The 18,520-nt window shown below is 61.0% G+C and carries 10 protein-coding genes, 1 tRNA gene, 2 rRNA genes and 1 pseudogene (1 of these 14 running past the window's edge); 4 read left to right on the top strand and 10 right to left on the bottom strand.

The window, feature by feature from the left end:
• Nucleotides 1–124: 124 nt before the first annotated feature.
• Nucleotides 125–1,174 (top strand): metal-dependent hydrolase, encoded by a 1,050-nt coding sequence (locus tag P5703_RS12825; protein WP_279641749.1) that lies wholly within the window; start codon nt 125–127, stop codon nt 1,172–1,174.
• Between the two features lie 36 nt (nt 1,175–1,210).
• Here the strand turns inward: P5703_RS12825 and P5703_RS12830 are convergent, their stop codons facing one another.
• Nucleotides 1,211–3,163, bottom strand: a complete 1,953-nt coding sequence (locus tag P5703_RS12830; RefSeq protein WP_279641748.1) for a methyl-accepting chemotaxis protein — start codon at nt 3,161–3,163, stop codon at nt 1,211–1,213.
• Between the two features lie 175 nt (nt 3,164–3,338).
• Nucleotides 3,339–5,057 carry an ABC transporter ATP-binding protein gene (locus tag P5703_RS12835; protein WP_352230423.1) on the bottom strand — a complete coding sequence of 573 codons (1,719 nt, stop codon included), beginning with the start codon at nt 5,055–5,057 and terminating at the stop codon, nt 3,339–3,341.
• Here P5703_RS12835 and P5703_RS23945 point away from each other — a divergent pair.
• Nucleotides 5,023–5,130: pseudogene (locus P5703_RS23945) on the top strand (hypothetical protein); the annotation flags it as partial. The gene P5703_RS12835 and the pseudogene P5703_RS23945 overlap by 35 nt on opposite strands.
• Here the strand turns inward: P5703_RS23945 and P5703_RS12840 are convergent.
• The 4 genes from P5703_RS12840 to P5703_RS12855 form a co-directional block, all read right to left on the bottom strand.
• Nucleotides 5,110–5,739: a DsbA family protein gene (locus P5703_RS12840; protein ID WP_279641746.1), complete on the bottom strand. Its 630-nt coding sequence runs from the start codon at nt 5,737–5,739 to the stop codon at nt 5,110–5,112. The pseudogene P5703_RS23945 and the gene P5703_RS12840 sit on opposite strands and share 21 nt — an antisense overlap.
• Nucleotides 5,740–5,785: 46 nt before the next feature.
• Complete coding sequence (trhO, locus tag P5703_RS12845) at nt 5,786–6,721, bottom strand: oxygen-dependent tRNA uridine(34) hydroxylase TrhO (RefSeq protein WP_084901457.1); 936 nt, start codon at nt 6,719–6,721, stop codon at nt 5,786–5,788.
• Nucleotides 6,722–6,847: 126 nt separating this feature from the next.
• Entirely contained in the window at nt 6,848–7,144 is a 297-nt protein-coding gene (locus P5703_RS12850; RefSeq protein WP_013982451.1) for a BolA family protein, read from the bottom strand.
• Between the two features lie 11 nt (nt 7,145–7,155).
• Entirely contained in the window at nt 7,156–7,662 is a 507-nt protein-coding gene (locus tag P5703_RS12855; RefSeq protein WP_279641745.1) for a DUF2059 domain-containing protein, read from the bottom strand.
• 147 nt (nt 7,663–7,809) lie between these two features.
• Between P5703_RS12855 and P5703_RS12860 the strand changes: the two genes are divergently transcribed.
• Nucleotides 7,810–9,204 carry a class II fumarate hydratase gene (locus P5703_RS12860; protein ID WP_013982449.1) on the top strand — a complete coding sequence of 465 codons (1,395 nt, stop codon included), beginning with the start codon at nt 7,810–7,812 and terminating at the stop codon, nt 9,202–9,204.
• Between the two features lie 198 nt (nt 9,205–9,402).
• On the opposite strand, the gene P5703_RS12865 is transcribed toward P5703_RS12860, so the two are convergent.
• On the bottom strand, nt 9,403–11,313 hold the full coding sequence (locus P5703_RS12865) for a dihydrolipoyl dehydrogenase family protein (RefSeq protein ID WP_285587278.1): 1,911 nt from the start codon (nt 11,311–11,313) through the stop codon (nt 9,403–9,405).
• A gap of 674 nt (nt 11,314–11,987) precedes the next feature.
• Here P5703_RS12865 and P5703_RS12870 point away from each other — a divergent pair.
• On the top strand, nt 11,988–14,279 hold the full coding sequence (locus P5703_RS12870) for an MHYT domain-containing protein (protein WP_285587281.1): 2,292 nt from the start codon (nt 11,988–11,990) through the stop codon (nt 14,277–14,279).
• 800 nt (nt 14,280–15,079) lie between these two features.
• Here P5703_RS12870 and rrf read toward each other — a convergent pair.
• The 3 genes from rrf to P5703_RS12885 form a co-directional block, all read right to left on the bottom strand.
• Nucleotides 15,080–15,195: ribosomal RNA gene (rrf, locus tag P5703_RS12875) — 5S ribosomal RNA — on the bottom strand.
• Nucleotides 15,196–15,329: 134 nt separating this feature from the next.
• Nucleotides 15,330–18,218 (bottom strand): 23S ribosomal RNA (locus P5703_RS12880).
• Between the two features lie 254 nt (nt 18,219–18,472).
• Nucleotides 18,473–18,520: transfer RNA gene (locus tag P5703_RS12885), tRNA-Ala, on the bottom strand; it runs 28 nt beyond the window's last position.

Here is an 18,520-nt window from a genome sequence, read left to right on the forward strand (position 1 = left end):
TGGACGATTGAGCTGGCGATTGTCCTACGCCGTGCCGAACCACGACATACTTTTTCGAAATTTGCCGATCAGGTGCCGCCGGCGCTTCGGCTAAGGTAATTTCCCCGCCCCCAGGGATCTGCACATGGACTCGATCACCCAGGCCTTACTCGGCGCCAGCGTACAGGGCGCGATGCTCGGACGCTGGCAAGGCCGCAAGGCGCTCGCCTACGGCGCCGTGCTCGGCACCCTGCCCGACCTCGACGTGGTCATCGACTACGGCGATGCAGTCGCCAACATGACCTATCACCGCGGCTTCAGCCATTCGCTGTTCGTCCTCAGCATCGTGGCCGTGTTGCTGACCTGGCTGATCAGGCGCTTCCGCCCCGATGAGCGATACTCCGGCACCCGACTGTTCCTCACCGTCTGGCTGGTGCTGGTCACCCATGTGTTGCTGGACGCCTTCACCAGCTATGGCACCCAGCTGCTATGGCCGCTGACCACCCCACCGATCGCCTGGTCCAGCATCTTCATCATCGACCCGCTCTACAGCGTGCCGCTGCTGATCGCGGTGCTGGCCGGCGCGCTGTTCGGCTTGCATGGCCGCACGGCCCGATGGCCCGCTTACGCGCTGGTGCTGACCACTTGCTACCTGGGTTTCACCCTTGCCGGCAAGCAGATGGCCGAACAGCGCGTGCAGGCCAGCATCACCCGCCAGGGCATCGAGGTCGAGCGGATGTTCAGCACACCGACGCCGTTCAACAGCCTGCTCTGGCGGGTGATTCTGGTAGATGGCGAGCACTACTACGAGACGCTGGTGAGCTGGTGGGACGACGCGCCACCGGTGCTGGTGCGCCTGCCACGCAATGCCCACCTGGCCGATGCGCTGGACGGCTCTCCTCAGCATGAACGGCTGCGCTGGTTCAGCGGCGATGTACTGCGCTACGACGTGGACGGCGACCAATTGCTGGTGACCGATCTGCGGCTGGGCATGACCGGCTTCCATCCGTTTCGTTTTCCTCTGGCCGAACGCAGCGCCGAGGGCTGGCAGCTGGTGGAACGCCCCGAACGCCTGCCGGCCAATCGGGGCAATATGCGCCGCCTGGAGAGCATCTGGCAGCGCATCTGGCAGCAGGAACCCGCGCTGCCCTTGGCCGCCTGGGCGGCCGAGCTGAACGGCAAGACGATCAGATAACGCGGCTCGCGCGCGAGCCGCGTCTGCCACGCGCCGTCAGGTACGGAACTGGCGGACCAGCTCCTGCAGCTCCACGCCCAGGCGAGCCAGCTCGGCGCTGGCACCGGCGGTCTGTTCTGTGGCACTGGCGCTCTGATCGCCGATATCACGCACGCGCGTCACGCTTTCGGAAATGTTCTCGGCTACCGCGCTCTGCTGCTCGGCTGCCGCGGCGATCTGCTGGTTCATCTGCTCGATGGTAGACACCGATTCGGTGATCCGACCCAGCGCGACGCCAGCCTCGTTGGCCAGGTCGACGGTGCGCTGAGTGAGGCTGCGGCTGCTCTGCATCTGCTCGACGGCCTGCTGTGCAACCCGCTGCAGATTGGCGATCAGCCCTTCGATTTCCTCGGTGGAATCATGGGTACGGCGCGCCAGAGCCCGCACCTCGTCGGCCACCACGGCGAAACCGCGGCCCTGCTCGCCGGCACGGGCCGCCTCGATGGCCGCGTTGAGCGCCAGCAGGTTGGTCTGCTCGGCAACCGCGCGAATGACTTCGAGCACGCTGCCGATCCGCCCGCTTTCGGCGTGCAGCGCCTCGATCGCATGGGCGGACTGATCCACCTCACCGGCCAGATGGCCGATCTGCCCCACGGCGTCCTGCACCACCCGATCCCCCTGGCGCGCCTGCTGATCCGCCTGACGCGCGGCGATGGAGGCCTGCTCGGCGTTGCGTGCGACTTCCTGCACCGTGGCCGCCATTTCATGCATGGCAGTGGCGACCTGCTCGGTTTCCACCCGCTGGGTCTGAACGCCGGCACTGGTCTGCGCGGTCACGGCGGAAAGCTGGTCGGCTGCCGCGGCGATCTGGCTGACGCCACCGCCGATGCGACCGATCAGGTTGCGCAGGCTTTGCGTCATGCCATGCATGGCGTCCTGCAACTGCCCCACTTCGTCACGGCGCGAGCTGGGCTGGGAGTGCGTGAGGTCGCCGCTGGCGACGCGCTGCGCTTGCTGGACGGTGGTGCGCAGGGGGCCGACGATCATCCGCGAGATCATCGTGGCAGCCAGCAGGCCAACGAAGATCGCCAGCGAACCGATCACACCGAGCAGCAGGTAGCTGCTGCGGCGCTGTTGCTGCATGGCATTGCTCGCGTTGTCCAGCGCCTCGTTCGCAGCGGCGATCACCACCTCGGACTGTTGCGCCATCGAGCCTTCCAGGGCGATTCGCTCGGCGCGATTCTGGCGGAATTCGTCGAATGCGCTGCGATAGTGCTCCAGCTCCACCAGCGCCTTGTCCATGGAGGCCTGCTGATCGTCGTTCAGCCAGATCTTCAGATTGCTGCCGATGGCAACCACGTTGGCGTGCAGCTCGCTCCAGCTCTTGGCGGCCGCATCGGAACTGTTGGCCACAAACAGATTTTCCTGGGTCCGCATGTCGAGAATCTGCTTGGTCAGGCCCGAGGTCGCCTCGGCCACCGTCAGCGGGTCGCTGCCCTTGAGGCGATCCCCCTCCAGGCGCAGCACGCGCACGGCGTCGTACATGTCCAGCTCGATGAACTCGAACTCTTCGCGGCTGACCTGCGCGGCATCCTGCATGCGCGTGCGCAGCGCCATGCCGCGTTCGATCAGCTGCATGTAGCGGTCGAACTGTCGGCCGTACTCGTCGGCGGCCTGCTGGATTCGCGTCAGGTAGGCACGCTCCTGCGTGCTCGAAGTGGCGGCCAGGCCGGTCAGCTCGGAACCGAGTCGCTGTAGCGATGTGTGCAGCGCGTCGGCCGAGGCCTGCTGACGTGTCAGCGCGTAGTCACGCTCTGCGCCGCGCGCCGCAAGAATCGACGCATTGACGCTGGACAGCTGCTCGATCTGTTGCGCCCGACCCAGAATCTCGTCGACCGCAACGAAGCCGGTCGCCGCGACGCCCAGCGTGAGCAGCAGTACCAGACCGAAGCCGCAGATAAGCTTTTTGGCAACTGAAAGATTGGTGAATAGGTTCTGCACTGGTTCCATCAGAAAGGTTCCACAAAAAGGGGCACGCTCGGGAAGTCGGCAGAGATTACTAATAGTTGAGTGTGGCGTCAGGATATTTTTGACGCCTTAAGACTGGCGGTCGCCGCCTGGCTCGGGGCGGCGAAACAATCACCGGCAGGCGAAACGGCGATGGTCCGGTACTGCGTGGGGCAATCTAGTGCTGCAGATGCCCATACAGGCGCGCATAAAGCCCGCCCTCAGCGATCAGTTGCTGATGATCACCATCCTCGGCGATGCGCCCACCGTCGAACACCAGCACTCGATCGGCCTGTTTCACCGCTGACAGGCGATGGGCGATGATCAAGGTGGTGCGGTCGCGGAGGAACCGATTCAATCCCTGATGCAAGGCGTACTCGGTCGCGGCATCGAGGGCCGAGGTCGCTTCATCCAGGATCACCACCTTGGGTTCGGCGAGCACCATGCGCGCCACGGCCAGCCGCTGCCGCTGACCGCCGGACAGTCGCACACCGGAGCGCCCGACGATACTGTCGAGCCCGTTCGGCAGCTGGCGAATGGTATCGGCCAGTTGGGCGATCTCCAGCGCCCGCCAGCACGCCTCATCGTCCCGCTCGCGCCCCATGGTGAGGTTGGCACGCACGCTGTCATTGAACAGCGCCGGATGCTGCAGCACGACCGCCACATTGTCGCGCACCGTAGCCAAGCCGATTTCCTCGAGCGGAACGCCGCCGAACCGAATCTGCCCCGATTGCGGCTGGTAAAGCCCCAGCAGCAGCTGCACCAGGGTGCTCTTGCCACCGCCGCTGGCGCCGACGATCGCGACCTTTTCCCCCGGCGCGATGCTCAGGTTCAACCCCTCGAGGACCGCTTCGTCCTGGTAGGCGAAGCGCAGGTCGCGCACATCGATCGCCACCGTCGCCTGATCGGCGAATGGGTTGCGACCGCCGACATATTGCGGCTCGTCGGCTCGCGCCAGCAGCTGATTGATCCGCCCCAGCGCCCCGCCGGCCGCGTAGAACGCGTACTGCAGGCTCAGCAGTTGCTCCACCGGGCCGATCATGAACCACAGGTAGCTGAATACCGCGAGCATCTGGCCGATCGACAGGTCGGAAAACAGCACGGTCAGCATCGCCGCGGCACGGAACACGTCGATGCCGAACTGGAACAGCAGACCGCTGGCGCGGTTGGAGGCGTCGGTCTTCCATTGCGAAGCGACGGCGTAATCGCGGACCTCCCGCGCGCGTAGCCCCAGTCGACCGAGGAAGAATCCCTGGCGGTTGCCGGCACGCACTTCCTGTATCGCATCGAGGGTTTCGGTAAGCGCCTGGGTGAAGCGCGAGGTGCTGTCGTTCTCCAGCTTCTTCAGGTGCTTCACCCGCTTGCCCAGCTGCACGGTGGCGTAGATCACCAGCGGGTTGAAGAGCAGGATCAGCAGCGCCAGCTGCCAGTGCATCCAGACCAGGATCGCCGCTGTGCCGATGATCGATAGCACCGCCACCAGCAGACGGCTGAGGGTGTCACCGATGAATTTGTCGATGGTCTCCAGATCGGTGACCAGATGGGTCGCGACCGTACCGCCGCCAAGGCTCTCGTACTCGCCAAGGGCAATGCGCTTGAGGCGCTCGATCAACCGCACGCGAATGCGGTAGACGATGTCCTTCGAAAGCCGGGCGAACAGCCGTGCCTGCAGGACGTTGAACACGAGCGCCGAGGCCCGCAGCAGCAGGGTCATGCCAAGCATCAGGCCGATGTAGCCGGCCGCACTTTCCCAGCTGGCGGGCAGAAAGCGATCCATCACGCGCAGCGCCGCGTCGCCGGTGCCGAGCAGCACTTCGTCTACCAGCAGCGGCAACAGCAAGGGGATCGGCACGCTGCAGAGCGTGGCCAGAACCGCGACCAGATTGGCCAGAATCAAGGCCTTGCGGTGGTGCAGCGCAAGGCGGCGAATCTCCGCCCAACTGAGCTGGTCAGGCATGCGCGTTGTGCTCCAGCCAGCGGCCCAGGAATGGAGCCAGCACCGTCAGAGGCTGGTAGCCATTGGTGAGCAAGGCCAGCTGGCCCTGGTGCTCGGCGAGCAAGGTCGGGAACCCGGCGATACCAAGATTCTCGACCCAGCTGAAATCCGCTGACGTTTCGGCCTTGGTGGCCGGGTCGTAATAGCGCTCGGCGAAGCGCTCGCGGGAGAGCCCGGCCGCCTCGGCCAGCTCCACCAGCAGCGCGGCTTGCGTGACATCACGCCCCTGCTGGTAGAAGGCCTGCTGGATCAGCAGCGACAGCGGCCAGACCCGGCTTTCCTCGAGCCCGCGCGCGGCGACCAGGGCTCGGCAGGCGGGTTCGGTGTCGTAGATCAATCCGGCCGGCAGCCCCGTGTCGAAGTCGAATGACTGGCCGGTGGCAGCGTGCACGGCCTGCCAGTAGGACAGCGTGCGCGAGCGCCCGGCCTCATCCATCGCGACCTGTTCTCGGCGCAGGCCGCCGACCCTCAGCACGAGCGGCACGCCTTGCTCCGCGGCCTGCTCGGCAAGCCCCTGCAGCACGGGAGCGAAGCCCCAGCACCACGAGCACATGGGATCCATCACATAGATCAGTCGGGCCACTTCGTTACTCCCCTCAATGCTTGGCGTGCTCGCGGGCCGGCGTGAATCAGCGTTCCTGCTCCCGCGGATCACGGCCGATGGGGTGAGGCTGGTTGCGCTGGCGGGCCAGTTCGATCTGCTTCTGCCGTTCGCGCGCGCCGGCTCGCGTCTTCTCGCTCAGAGTGTCCCAGCAATGCGGGCAGCTGATACCCGCAGCGTAGTGCTCCGATTGCCGGTCTTCCACGGACAGCGGGGCGCGACAGGCATGGCACAAGTCGAACTCACCGGCACTGAGGTCGTGGCGAACGGTGACCCGGTTGTCGAACACGAAGCAGTCGCCCTTCCAGCGCGACTGGGCCTCGGGTACCTCTTCCAGGTATTTGAGAATGCCGCCCTTGAGGTGATAGACCTCTTCGAACCCTTCGCCGAGCATGTAGCTCGAGGCCTTTTCGCAGCGAATGCCACCCGTGCAGAACATCGCGACCTTCTTGTGCTTCGCAGGGTCGTAATGCGCCTTGATGTAATCGGGGAATTCGCGGAACGACTTGGTCTGCGGATCGATCGCGCCCTCGAAGGTACCGATTGCCACTTCGTAGTCGTTGCGGGTGTCGATCAGCAGAACCTCGGGATCGTCGATCAGCGCGTTCCAGTCCCGCGGCTCGACGTAGGTACCGACCCGCTGATTGGGATCGACACCGGGTACGCCCAGCGTGACGATCTCCTTCTTCAACTTCACCTTGGTGCGATAGAACGGCTGTTCGTCGCAGTAGGATTCCTTGTGGTCGATGTCAGCCAGGCGAGGGTCGCGGCGAAACCAGTCGAGCAGCGCATCGATCGCCTCGCGGGTGCCGGATACCGTACCGTTGATGCCCTCCTCCGCCAGCAACAGGGTGCCCTTGATGCCGTTTTCGGTAAGCGTCGCGAAGAGAGGGTCACGCAAGGCGACGTAGTCCGGCAGCGATACGAACTTGTAAAGCGCTGCCACAACGATTTTTCGTGTCATGGGCTTTTCCACCAGTGGTCACCCGCGTAAAGGGTGGACCGGATACAAACGAAAGCGCCGGCGTGGGCCGGCGCGAGCGCGATTCTAGCAAAGAACATCCGGGATGTTTCCCGTCTGTTGTCGCCTCTATTTATGCCCACCGGCGCAAACCGGTGATGCCGGAGCCACACGCTGCTGGGCCCATTCTTCCGGCGTGTAGGTGTGCAGGGCGAGTGCATGGATCTGCTGCATCAGCGGGCCCATGGCGGCGTAGGCTTTCTGGTGCCGCTTGACCGAGTTCAGACCCGCGAACTGCTCGCTGACGATGACCGCCTTGTAGTGCGTCTCCAGGCCGCGGCTGTGAGTGTGGCTTTCATCGAGCACTTCCAGGTGTTCGGGCTGCAAAACCTGCAGGGCGTTTTGGATCAGATCGAGTTTGCGCATTGCCTGCTCTCTCAAGGCTTCTGTTTTTCGAGTTCGGCCGTCATGTCGGCTAACAGCTTGTTCACTTCCGGCACCGCGCTTTCGAGTTTGGCCTGGGTTAGCTGGGCAGACCGTGCATTGAGCTCCGGCAACTTGGCGAGCATCTTCTTGCCCAGTGGCGACTGATAGAAATCGATCAGCTGATTCAACTCGGTTTCGGAAAACTGACTGGTATAGAGGGACACCAGATCGGGCTTCAGCTTGTCCCAGCCTATGGCCTTGTCCAGCGCGGTGTTGGCCTGGGCCTGATAGCGCTCGAGCATCGCCTTCTTGCTCTCGGGCGCCTGAGCCTCGGCGAAACGCTGCGCGAACATCTGCTGTACTTGTGCATAGACAGGCACTGCAAGCCGATCGGCGTTCGCCATCTTGAGGAAACGTTCCGCGTTGCTGGCGTGGCTGGCGGTGTCGGCCAATGCCGAAGAGCTGATGCAGAAAAACAGCATTGCACAGCGCAACGCCTGGGTACGTAAGGTTGGCATTGGAAATCCCTTGGGAAGGCGATAGGTAGCCCTCAATGGACACATTCTGCGCCGAGAGTTCCAATGCCTCAAGCAACGACCGGCGGGCTATGGAACCGCCGGCACCGCAAGGCGGCCTAAACCAGCAATATCGAGCAGGAGCATGGCATGACGCGTATAGAAACCGACAGCCTGGGGCAGGTCGAAGTACCGGAGCAGGCTTACTGGGGTGCCCAGACGCAACGTTCGCTGAGCAATTTTGCAATCGGTGCCGAGCGCATGCCGATCGAGGTGCTGCATGCGCTGGCGCTGATCAAGAAGGCGGCAGCCAGGGTCAACAACCGCATCGGCGACCTGCCGCCCGATGTCGCGCGACTGATCGAACAGGCCGCCGACGAGATCCTGCATGCCCAGCACGACGACCAGTTTCCGCTGGTGGTCTGGCAGACCGGTAGCGGCACGCAGAGCAACATGAACGTCAACGAGGTCATCGCCGGACGCGCCAACGAGCTGGCCGGTGGCAAGCGTGGCGGCAAGTCTCCCGTGCATCCCAACGACCACGTCAATCGCGCGCAAAGCTCCAACGACTGCTTCCCCACAGCGATGCACATTGCCGCTGCCAAGGCGGTCCACGGTGAGCTGCTTCCGGCTTTGGCCGAGCTGTCCGGCGGGCTGGCCGAACTGGCCGCGCGGCACAACAAGCTGATCAAGACCGGGCGCACCCATATGATGGACGCCACGCCGATCACCTTCGGCCAGGAAATGTCGGCATTCGTCGCTCAGCTCGACATCGCCGAGCGGACGATTCGCCAGTGCCTTCCGGCTGTTTATGAACTGGCGCAAGGCGGCACCGCAGTAGGTACCGGTTTGAACTCGCCGCATGGCTTCGCCGAAGCGATCGCAGCCGAGCTGGCCGCCCTTTCCGGCCTGCCGTTCGTCTCGGCACCGAACAAGTTCGCCGCCTTGGCCGGCCACGAGCCACTGGTCGCGCTCTCAGGCGCGCTGAAGACGCTGGCGGTCGCCTTGATGAAACTCGCCAATGACCTTCGTCTGCTCGGCTCAGGACCTCGCGGAGGCTTCGCCGAAGTGCGATTGCCAGCCAACGAGCCTGGCAGCTCGATCATGCCTGGCAAGGTCAACCCGACCCAGTGCGAAGCGCTGTCCATGCTCGCCTGCCAGGTGATGGGCAACGACATGACCATCAGCTTCGCAGCGAGCCAGGGTCATCTGCAGCTCAACGTGTTCAAGCCGGTGATCATCCACAACCTGCTCCAGTCGATTCGGCTTCTGTCCGACGGCTGTCGCAACTTCAATACCCACTGCATCGCCGGCCTCGAGCCCGACCCGGCACGCATGGCAGAACATCTCGAGCGCGGCCTTATGCTGGTCACTGCGCTGAATCCGCATATCGGCTACGACCGAGCGGCCGAAATCGCCAAGAAGGCCTATGCGCAAGGCACCACCTTGCGAGAGGCAGCGCTGGAGCTTGGCTACCTGACCAGTGAAGAGTTCGATCAGTGGGTGCGGCCGGAAACGATGCTCGAGTCGGGACAGCGGGAGTAACGGACGCTGCTGATGATTTGGACGCCGGTCATTTGAGCGATCCTTCCTGGTTCGGCGAGCACGGCAGGCGCGGACCACCCCCGTGCCGGTGCTCGCCAGTGTCGTCGGATTCCAGCCGCAGCCGTCGAATCGATGATCGCTCGACCTAGGTGAATGCGGCGCAAACACCAGTGACAGCAACTACAGCCAGGTTGATGTCTACCTTTCGACCCGCCAGCGGTTCAGCCGCTCGGCCCAGGTGAGCATCCTCGGCGAGCGATGCTGTTGCCGCCAGGCTTCGGCGACACGTCGCAGTGCTTCACCCTGGGTCGGACTCAGCTGGACTGCGTCGCCCAGCTTGTGCATGCCCACCTTGTATTTCATCGCCACAACGAACCCGGCCAGTGTTTCACTCGCCTGCTCGCCAACGATGGTGACTCCCAGAATGCGGTCGTGGTCGTGCTCGGTGAGCACCTTGACGAACCCCTGCTCGGCGCGTTCGGCAACTGCACCGGGAAGGGTCGCCAGGTCCAGTCGGGTAGTCTGGAACTCGAGCTTCAACGCCCCGGCTTCGTGTTCGGTCAGGCCCACCGTAGCCATCTCCGGCGAGGTATACACGGCCCGAGGCAGGACTCGATCGCTTACCACGAACCGCTTGAGCCCGCCGAACAGCGCGTTGACCGCTGCGTACCAGGCTTGGTGCTCCGCCACATGCGGAGCCCCGTACGGCCCGGCGACGCTACCCACCGCGTAGATATTCGGGTAACGCGTGGCCAGATACTCGTCCGCTTCCAGCGTACCGTCATCGCCACAATGCAGCTTCAACTCGTCCAGTCCCAGTCCTTCGACATCGGCGTATTGCCCGAGCATCAGCAACAACCGATCAAAGGGCAGCGATTGCTCTTCGCCCTCGCCTGCCCGGCAAATCAGCCGGTGCTCACTGCCGGTCGACTCGACCCGCTGCGCCGTCAGTCCAAGGCGCAGGTCGATGCCGGCGGCAATCAGTGCAGCGGTCAGCGCCTGGGCAGCTTCAGCATCTTCCTGGTCAAGCAGGCGCTCGTCGGGGCTGGCTACGGTGACCCTGGAACCCATGCGCTGAAAGAGCTGGGCGAACTCGCAGGCGCCTGCCCCGCCGCCGAGAATGAGCAGGCGCTCGGGCCGCTCGTGCAATTGCAGCAAGGTATCGCAGGTCAGGGGCTCGACTGCGTCCAGACCGGGGATAGGCGGTAGCCACGGCCGGCTTCCAGTGGCAATGACGACCGCCCGGGTGGTCAGCGTGCGGCCTTCCACCTCGACCGTCCAGGGCGAGCTCAGCCGTGCTTCGCCTTCAACCACCTCGACGCCATGCCGCGTGCAATCGTCGACCGATGCGTGATGCCGGGCGGACTCGGTCAACTGGCGGACCTGCATCATCAATTCGCCAAACGCTTCGACGGGGGGCTGGCCGCCGTGCCTCGTATGAAGTTCGTTTGCCAGGCGTCGAAATGCTTTGGTTGGCACACCGCCCTCATGCATGGCAACGCCACCGAGGCGCTCGCGCTCAACCAGACACACCCGCGCCTTGTAGGTCGCCGCTATGCGCGCCGTCGCCAGCCCGCCCGCACCGCCACCGATTACCACAAGGTTGTAATCGAAGCGCTTCGGCTTGCGCCAGCCGCGGTACACCTTGCGAGCCTTGTAATAGGTAAGGAGCCGCGTGGCGATGACCGGGAACACCGCAAGCAATACCAGCGTGCTGATGATGCTCGGCGACAGGATGTCGGACAGCGCGCGCACGGCGACCAGCTTCTCGCCCGCGTTAACATAGATGGCATTGCCGGGCAGCATGCCGAGTTGGGTGGTCCACCAGAAGGTCCAGACCTTGATTCGCGTCAGACCCAACGCTGGATTCAGCAGCACGAACGGTACGATGGGGATCAGTCGCAACGAGACGAGGTAGAAGGTGCCATCGCGCGTCAGCCCCTTGTTGATCCCGGCGATCTGCTTGCCGAATCGCTTCTGCACCCAGTCTCGCAGCATGAAACGACTGATGAGCATGGCCACCAGTGCCCCCGCATTCGAGGCGAAGGATACGAGCAACGTCCCCTCTATCAGACCGAACAGGGCCCCGGCAAGCAAGGTCAGCACCACCGTTCCGGGAAACGACAGCGCCGTAAGCGCCGCGTAAACAACGAAGAACACCCCAGCGGCCCACCATGGATGATCCTGGACTTTGGCCTTCAGGGCGCCGCTGTGGGCCTTGATGGATTCGAGGGTGAGGTACTCGCCGAGGTCGAAAGGCGAAGAAACAGAGCACTGCGACAATCAGCAGGGCCACGATGATCCATCGGCTGGCTTTCATCCGTGCACGGCCTTAGTAAACCGTGAAACGGAACGGTAAGGGACGCGGGCAAGGCCGTCTGCGGGATTAACGAAAGCGAAAAGCATCGGGATGGTATTCTCCATTAACGTCCTGTTGGAGCTTCGAGGCGCGCCGGCGTTCCAGTAGATAAGCAATATGGGCGGGACGGCATGGGCCGATGACCGCTTTACTTAGAACTTCGCAATCCCGCTCGCGTCAGCTCGACGTCCCGCGACGGTGTTGTCCCACTGTGTTGGAGGCGCGATCCTCAAGGTGCGTAGACTTGCCGATCGTTCAAAAGCCGTTGAGGCGCGCAGGTAAAGATCCGCGCAGATTTCCAAGCTCCGCGTACTTGACCGATAATCGGGCGCCCGGTGACGGGACGTATCGGCGCTATATGAGTCAAAGTTCTTAGACGACGTCGTGCACGTTTCTCTCGCTGCGCTACCGGGAGCTGATCCGCATGATGCATACCACTTACAACGTCTCTCTGGTCGTACTGTCGGTCATCATCGCGATAGCCGGCTCCTACACCGCCCTGGACCTCTCCAGCCGCACAAGAGAGACCGACGGCTGGCCTCGACAGGCCTTTGTCGGCGCCGCTGCCCTCTGCATGGGCGGCAGCATCTGGGCCATGCACTTCGTAGGCATGCTGGCATTCGGCATGCCGGGCATGCAGGTCCGTTATGACCTGGCGTTGACGCTCGCATCCTTTGCGGTACCTATCGCAGTTACCGCCATCAGCTTCTTTGCCGTAAGCAAGCGCGGCATTACGCCCCGAACGCTTGGCTTGGGTGGCCTTTTCATGGGACTGGGCATCGGTGCAATGCACTACATCGGCATGGCGGCAATGGTCGTAGATGCCGAGCTCAGCTACGCCACCGGTTGGGTGGTACTGTCGTTCATCATCGCAATCAGCGCCGCGACGGTAGCGTTGTGGCTATCAGGCCGAGGTACCAGCCTGTCAGGGCAGGCGCTGTCGGCTGCGGCGATGGGAGTCGCGATCTCCGGCATGCACTACGTGGCCATGATCGGCGCGCATTTCACGCCATTGGACGACGCCATGAGCGCCACGCATGGCGGTGACCTGGATATGTTATCGCTGGCTGTTGCGATATCCGCGGCGACCTTCATCGTTCTGTTTTTTGGGCTGGTGGCCTCGATGTACGACAGGCGTCAGGCGCGTCGTAGCTGGCAGGAGGCTTCGGCCCTGCGCCTGAGCGAAGAGCGATTGCGCGAGTTGTACAGCAAGACGCCTCTGCCATTGCACTCACTGGATCAGGATGGGCGTCTCGAATCGGTAAGCGATGCGTGGCTGTCACTGGTGGGCTACCGCCGTGAGGACGTGATCGGCAGACCGCTCGTGTGTTTCATGACCGAGGCATCGTCTCGTCAGTTCCTCGAGCATGACTGGCCGTCGCTGCTCGAAACTAGCGAATGCCGAGACGCGGAGTACCGCTTGGTCGCCCGAGCCGGAACGTTCGTCGATGTGCTGGCCTCGAGCCGGGTGGAACGTACATCTACCGGGCCGCTTATCCTCGGCGGGCTCATCAACGTGACGGAACGCCGGCAGGCTGAAGCGGCCTTGCGGCAGGCGCAAAAGATGGAGGCGATGGGCAAGCTGACCGGCGGCATCGCCCATGACTTCAACAATCTCTTGGCCGTCATCGGTGGCAGCTTCGAACTGTTGCGCAAACGGCTGCCGCCGTCAGATCCCCGTACCGAATCCCTGATCGAAAATGGCTTGCAGGCGACTCGCCGAGGTGCGGGGCTTGTGCAACGTCTGTTGAGCTTCGCGCGTAAACAGGAGTTGCGACCAAGCGCCGTCGCACTGCCAGATCTGGTGATCGGGATGCGAGAGCTCTTGAAGCGCTCGGTGGAAACCAACATCAGCATCGATCTGCGTTTTCCGCTAGATCTGCCACAGGCGTACGTCGATGCGAACCAGCTGGAGATGGTCCTGATCAACCTGGTCGTCAACGCCCGGGACGCCATGCCGGACGGCGGATCGATCTGCATCGAGGGACAGTCCCGAACAGCCGCCGAAGCCGGAAGAATCGATGCGCCCGGCTACGTCATTCTTATCGTTCGAGACGACGGTATCGGTATGGAGCCGGAAGTTCTTGCCCGCGCTACCGATCCATTTTTTACAACCAAGGGCCCCGGCAATGGCACGGGGCTGGGTTTGTCGATGGCCCATGGCCTGGCCGAACAATCCGGGGGTCGTCTGCAGATCCACAGCCGCCCCGGCAAGGGCACCATAGTGGAAATCTGGCTACCCATCGCCACAGAGCGACAGGCCGAGCAAACGTCGGACCGTGTCGAACCTGGCCCCGGCCCACAGCTAACTGCCCCTGCCGAGCTATCGCTGTCGGTCTTGGTCGTGGATGACGATCCCCTGGTGTTGGACAATACGGCTTCGATGCTCGAGGATCTCGGCTGCCAGGTAACCGCGGTCAACAGTGCGGAAACGGCATTGGGTCTACTTACCCAACGTGTTGCTTACGACATTCTGATAACGGACCACATGATGCCTGGCATGACCGGCGCTCAACTGGCGGACCGGCTGCGAAACGAGCGGCCAGAGCTGCCTGTCCTTGTGGTCAGCGGCTACGCCGATCTCGCCGACAGCCCACGTCAGCTTCAAGTCCTGGCCAAGCCGTTCACCCAACAGACCCTTCTGGACGCCATTCAGCAATCGATAGGGCCTTCAGGCAAGGGCGCTGTTGTGGTGGACTTTCACCAGAAGCGATAGTGGGTCGCCTATCGCGGCGGGTCCCATTCCTACAGCGCAAGGTCTGGCTAACGTACGAACAGCTTCAAACCTTCCGAAGTAGGCTCTGCTCAGCCGTGACGCTTGCTGTGGAGGACGACGGGGCGTAGTCACACTGCGGTCCATCTATCGGAATCGTCGACGACTCGAGCACGTCACGCTGCCGAACCATCAACTCAAACGGCAGCCCGTTCGATTTGTTGCATGACGAATGCCGCGCATCGGACGCAGCCGTTCATTCATTCGAGCTGACCGGGATGAGGAATCTCCCCGCTCTGCCAGCCAGTGAATATGCCAGGTGGCACGAATGGTAATCGTCATTCAGGCAGGATTGTTGACCAGGCCCCCGGGCAGAATCGGAACGAGGTGGAAGAACGAGTACCTTGCCTCTCGTCGGTCTTTGGACTTGGTCGGTTACAGCGCAAAGGCAGGCTTGCCGGGCTCATGTTAAATGGTCGACCTTATCGCACCGCCGTAAGCGCTAGCCTCGCTGCGGCAGCCAGGACACCCTTCAACGATATGGCTCCAACATCATTATGCTTGGCCATATGAGCTTGCCTGCTTTCATCCAGCAGCGTCCGCTTAGCGAGCCAAGCTATCACCGACAATGCTGTACCAGTGCAGCAGCCGTACTTTTACCTCAACCGCCGTAGCGCCTTTACAGCCACCGGCAGCATCGGAGCAGCCTGCCTCGGTTCAGGCTCAGTTCTGCGCGGCCGCTTTTCTGCGCTCCAAAATCAAACCCCCGACCCGCTTACGCGGATCGGGGGTTTGGTGTAGGAGCTTGACGATGACCTACTCTCACATGGGGAAACCCCACACTACCATCGGCGATGCATCGTTTCACTTCTGAGTTCGGAATGGGATCAGGTGGTTCCAACGCTCTATGGTCGTCAAGCAATTCGGTTGCTGCCTCGGGGTTTAGCCGCTGCAGCGAATTGGGTATGTGATCGAATCGGTATTGCGTGTTCGTGCAGATTTTCGGTCTGTTTGTCGACTTACCGTCTAACAGCCAAATTGTTTGGGTGTTATATGGTCAAGCCTCACGGGCAATTAGTATTGGTTAGCTCAACGCCTCACAGCGCTTACACACCCAACCTATCAACGTCGTAGTCTTCGACGGCCCTTTAGGGAGCTCAAGGCTCCAGTGAGATCTCATCTTGAGGCAAGTTTCCCGCTTAGATGCTTTCAGCGATTATCTCTTCCGAACGTAGCTACCCGGCAATGCCACTGGCGTGACAACCGGAACACCAGAGGTTCGTCCACTCCGGTCCTCTCGTACTAGGAGCAGCCCCTCTCAAATCTCAAACGTCCACGGCAGATCGGGACCGAACTGTCTCACGACGTTCTAAACCCAGCTCGCGTACCACTTTAAATGGCGAACAGCCATACCCTTGGGACCGGCTTCAGCCCAGGATGTGATGAGCCGACATCGAGGTGCCAAACACCGCCGTCGATATGAACTCTTGGGCGGTATCAGCCTGTTATCCCCGGAGTACCTTTTATCCGTTGAGCGATGGCCCTTCCATACAGAACCACCGGATCACTAAGACCTACTTTCGTACCTGCTCGACGTGTCTGTCTCGCAGTCAAGCGCGCTTTTGCCTTTATACTCTGCGACCGATTTCCGACCGGTCTGAGCGCACCTTCGTACTCCTCCGTTACTCTTTAGGAGGAGACCGCCCAGTCAAACTACCCACCATACACTGTCCTCGATCCGGATAACGGACCAGAGTTAGAACCTCAAGGTTGCCAGGGTGGTATTTCAAGGATGGCTCCACGCGAACTGGCGTCCACGCTTCAAAGCCTCCCACCTATCCTACACAAGCAAGCTCAAAGTCCAGTGCAAAGCTATAGTAAAGGTTCACGGGGTCTTTCCGTCTAGCCGCGGATACACTGCATCTTCACAGCGATTTCAATTTCACTGAGTCTCGGGTGGAGACAGCGCCGCCATCGTTACGCCATTCGTGCAGGTCGGAACTTACCCGACAAGGAATTTCGCTACCTTAGGACCGTTATAGTTACGGCCGCCGTTTACCGGGGCTTCGATCAAGAGCTTCGCTTGCGCTAACCCCATCAATTAACCTTCCGGCACCGGGCAGGCGTCACACCCTATACGTCCACTTTCGTGTTTGCAGAGTGCTGTGTTTTTAATAAACAGTCGCAGCGGCCTGGTATCTTCGACCGGCATGGGCTTACGTAGTAAATACTTCACCCTCACCGGCGCACCTTCTCCCGAAGTTACGGTGCCATTTTGCCTAGTTCCTTCACCCGAGTTCTCTCAAGCGCCTTGGTATTCTCTACCCAACCACCTGTGTCGGTTTGGGGTACGGTTCCTAGTTACCTGAAGCTTAGAGGCTTTTCCTGGAAGCATGGCATCAACCACTTCGCTTTCTAAAAGAAAGCTCGTCATCAGCTCTCGGCATTAAGATCCCGGATTTACCTAAGATCTCTGCCTACCACCTTAAACAAGGACAACCAACGCCTTGCTGGCCTAGCCTTCTCCGTCCCCCCATCGCAGTAACTAGAAGTACGGGAATATTAACCCGTTTCCCATCGACTACGCTCTTCAGCCTCGCCTTAGGGACCGACTCACCCTGCGTCGATTAACGTTGCGCAGGAACCCTTGGTCTTTCGGCGTGCGAGTTTTTCACTCGCATTGTCGTTACTCATGTCAGCATTCGCACTTCTGATACCTCCAGCGAGCTTCTCAACTCACCTTCACAGGCTTACAGAACGCTCCTCTACCGCTCAACTTGCGTTGAACCCGTAGCTTCGGTGCATGGTTTGAGCCCCGTTACATCTTCCGCGCAGGCCGACTCGACTAGTGAGCTATTACGCTTTCTTTAAAGGATGGCTGCTTCTAAGCCAACCTCCTAGCTGTCTAAGCCTTCCCACATCGTTTCCCACTTAACCATGACTTTGGGACCTTAGCTGACGGTCTGGGTTGTTTCCCTTTTCACGACGGACGTTAGCACCCGCCGTGTGTCTCCCGTGCTGACACTTGCTGGTATTCGGAGTTTGCATCGGTTTGGTAAGTCGGGATGACCCCCTAGCCGAAACAGTGCTCTACCCCCAGCAGTGATACACGAGGCGCTACCTAAATAGCTTTCGAGGAGAACCAGCTATCTCCGAGCTTGATTAGCCTTTCACTCCGATCCACAGGTCATCCGCTAACTTTTCAACGGTAGTCGGTTCGGTCCTCCAGTCAGTGTTACCTAACCTTCAACCTGCCCATGGATAGATCGCCCGGTTTCGGGTCTATTCCCAGCGACTAGACGCCCTATTAAGACTCGCTTTCGCTACGCCTCCCCTATTCGGTTAAGCTCGCCACTGAAAATAAGTCGCTGACCCATTATACAAAAGGTACGCAGTCACCTAACAAAGTAGGCTCCCACTGCTTGTACGCATACGGTTTCAGGTTCTATTTCACTCCCCTCTCCGGGGTTCTTTTCGCCTTTCCCTCACGGTACTGGTTCACTATCGGTCAGTCAGTAGTATTTAGCCTTGGAGGATGGTCCCCCCATGTTCAGACAAAGTTTCTCGTGCTCCGTCCTACTCGATTTCACTTCTAAGATCCTTTCGCGTACAGGGCTATCACCCACTATGGCCGCACTTTCCAGAGCGTTCCGCTAAAATCAAAGAAGCTTAAGGGCTAGTCCCCGTTCGCTCGCCACTACTAAGGGAATCTCGGTTGATTTCTTTTCCTCAGGGTACTTAGATGTTTCAGTTCCCCTGGTTCGCCTCACACACCTATGTATTCAGTGTGTGATAACCATCTTATGATGGCTGGGTTCCCCCATTCAGACATCTCCGGATCAAAGTCTGTTTGCCGACTCCCCGAAGCTTTTCGCAGGCTACCACGTCTTTCATCGCCTCTGACTGCCAAGGCATCCACCGTATGCGCTTCTTCACTTGACCATATAACCCCAAGCAATCTGGTTACTGTCTATAACGTGAAGACGACATTCGCCGAAAATTTGCATAGAGAACACGCAAATTTTACCTTGACGCGACATGCTGCCAGTGAAAACAACACATCGGTCTACTTCTATCACATACCCAAATTTTTAAAGAACAGTTCTGGCGCAAAGTCCAGAAATCAATGTTCAGCCCAGGCAATCAATCTCATCCTGGTAAACACTGATTTCTGAGCTTTCGGCGACTAGAGTTAATGGTGGAGCCAAGCGGGATCGAACCGCTGACCTCCTGCGTGCAAAGCA

The sequence above is a fragment of the Stutzerimonas sp. FeSN7 genome, assembly GCF_030263795.1.
GTDB lineage: Bacteria > Pseudomonadota > Gammaproteobacteria > Pseudomonadales > Pseudomonadaceae > Stutzerimonas > Stutzerimonas stutzeri.

What these genes read in the sequence shown, in the direction of transcription:
- P5703_RS12850 (WP_013982451.1), bottom strand. Translation starts at nt 7,144, where the DNA reads ATGCGCAAACTCGATCTGATCCAAAACGCCCTGCAGGTTTTGCAGCCC.
- P5703_RS12855 (WP_279641745.1), bottom strand. Translation starts at nt 7,662, where the DNA reads ATGCCAACCTTACGTACCCAGGCGTTGCGCTGTGCAATGCTGTTTTTC.
- P5703_RS12860 (WP_013982449.1), top strand. Translation starts at nt 7,810, where the DNA reads ATGACGCGTATAGAAACCGACAGCCTGGGGCAGGTCGAAGTACCGGAG.
- trhO (WP_084901457.1), bottom strand. Translation starts at nt 6,721, where the DNA reads ATGACACGAAAAATCGTTGTGGCAGCGCTTTACAAGTTCGTATCGCTG.
- P5703_RS12825 (WP_279641749.1), top strand. Translation starts at nt 125, where the DNA reads ATGGACTCGATCACCCAGGCCTTACTCGGCGCCAGCGTACAGGGCGCG.
- P5703_RS12870 (WP_285587281.1), top strand. Translation starts at nt 11,988, where the DNA reads ATGATGCATACCACTTACAACGTCTCTCTGGTCGTACTGTCGGTCATC.
- P5703_RS12830 (WP_279641748.1), bottom strand. Translation starts at nt 3,163, where the DNA reads ATGGAACCAGTGCAGAACCTATTCACCAATCTTTCAGTTGCCAAAAAG.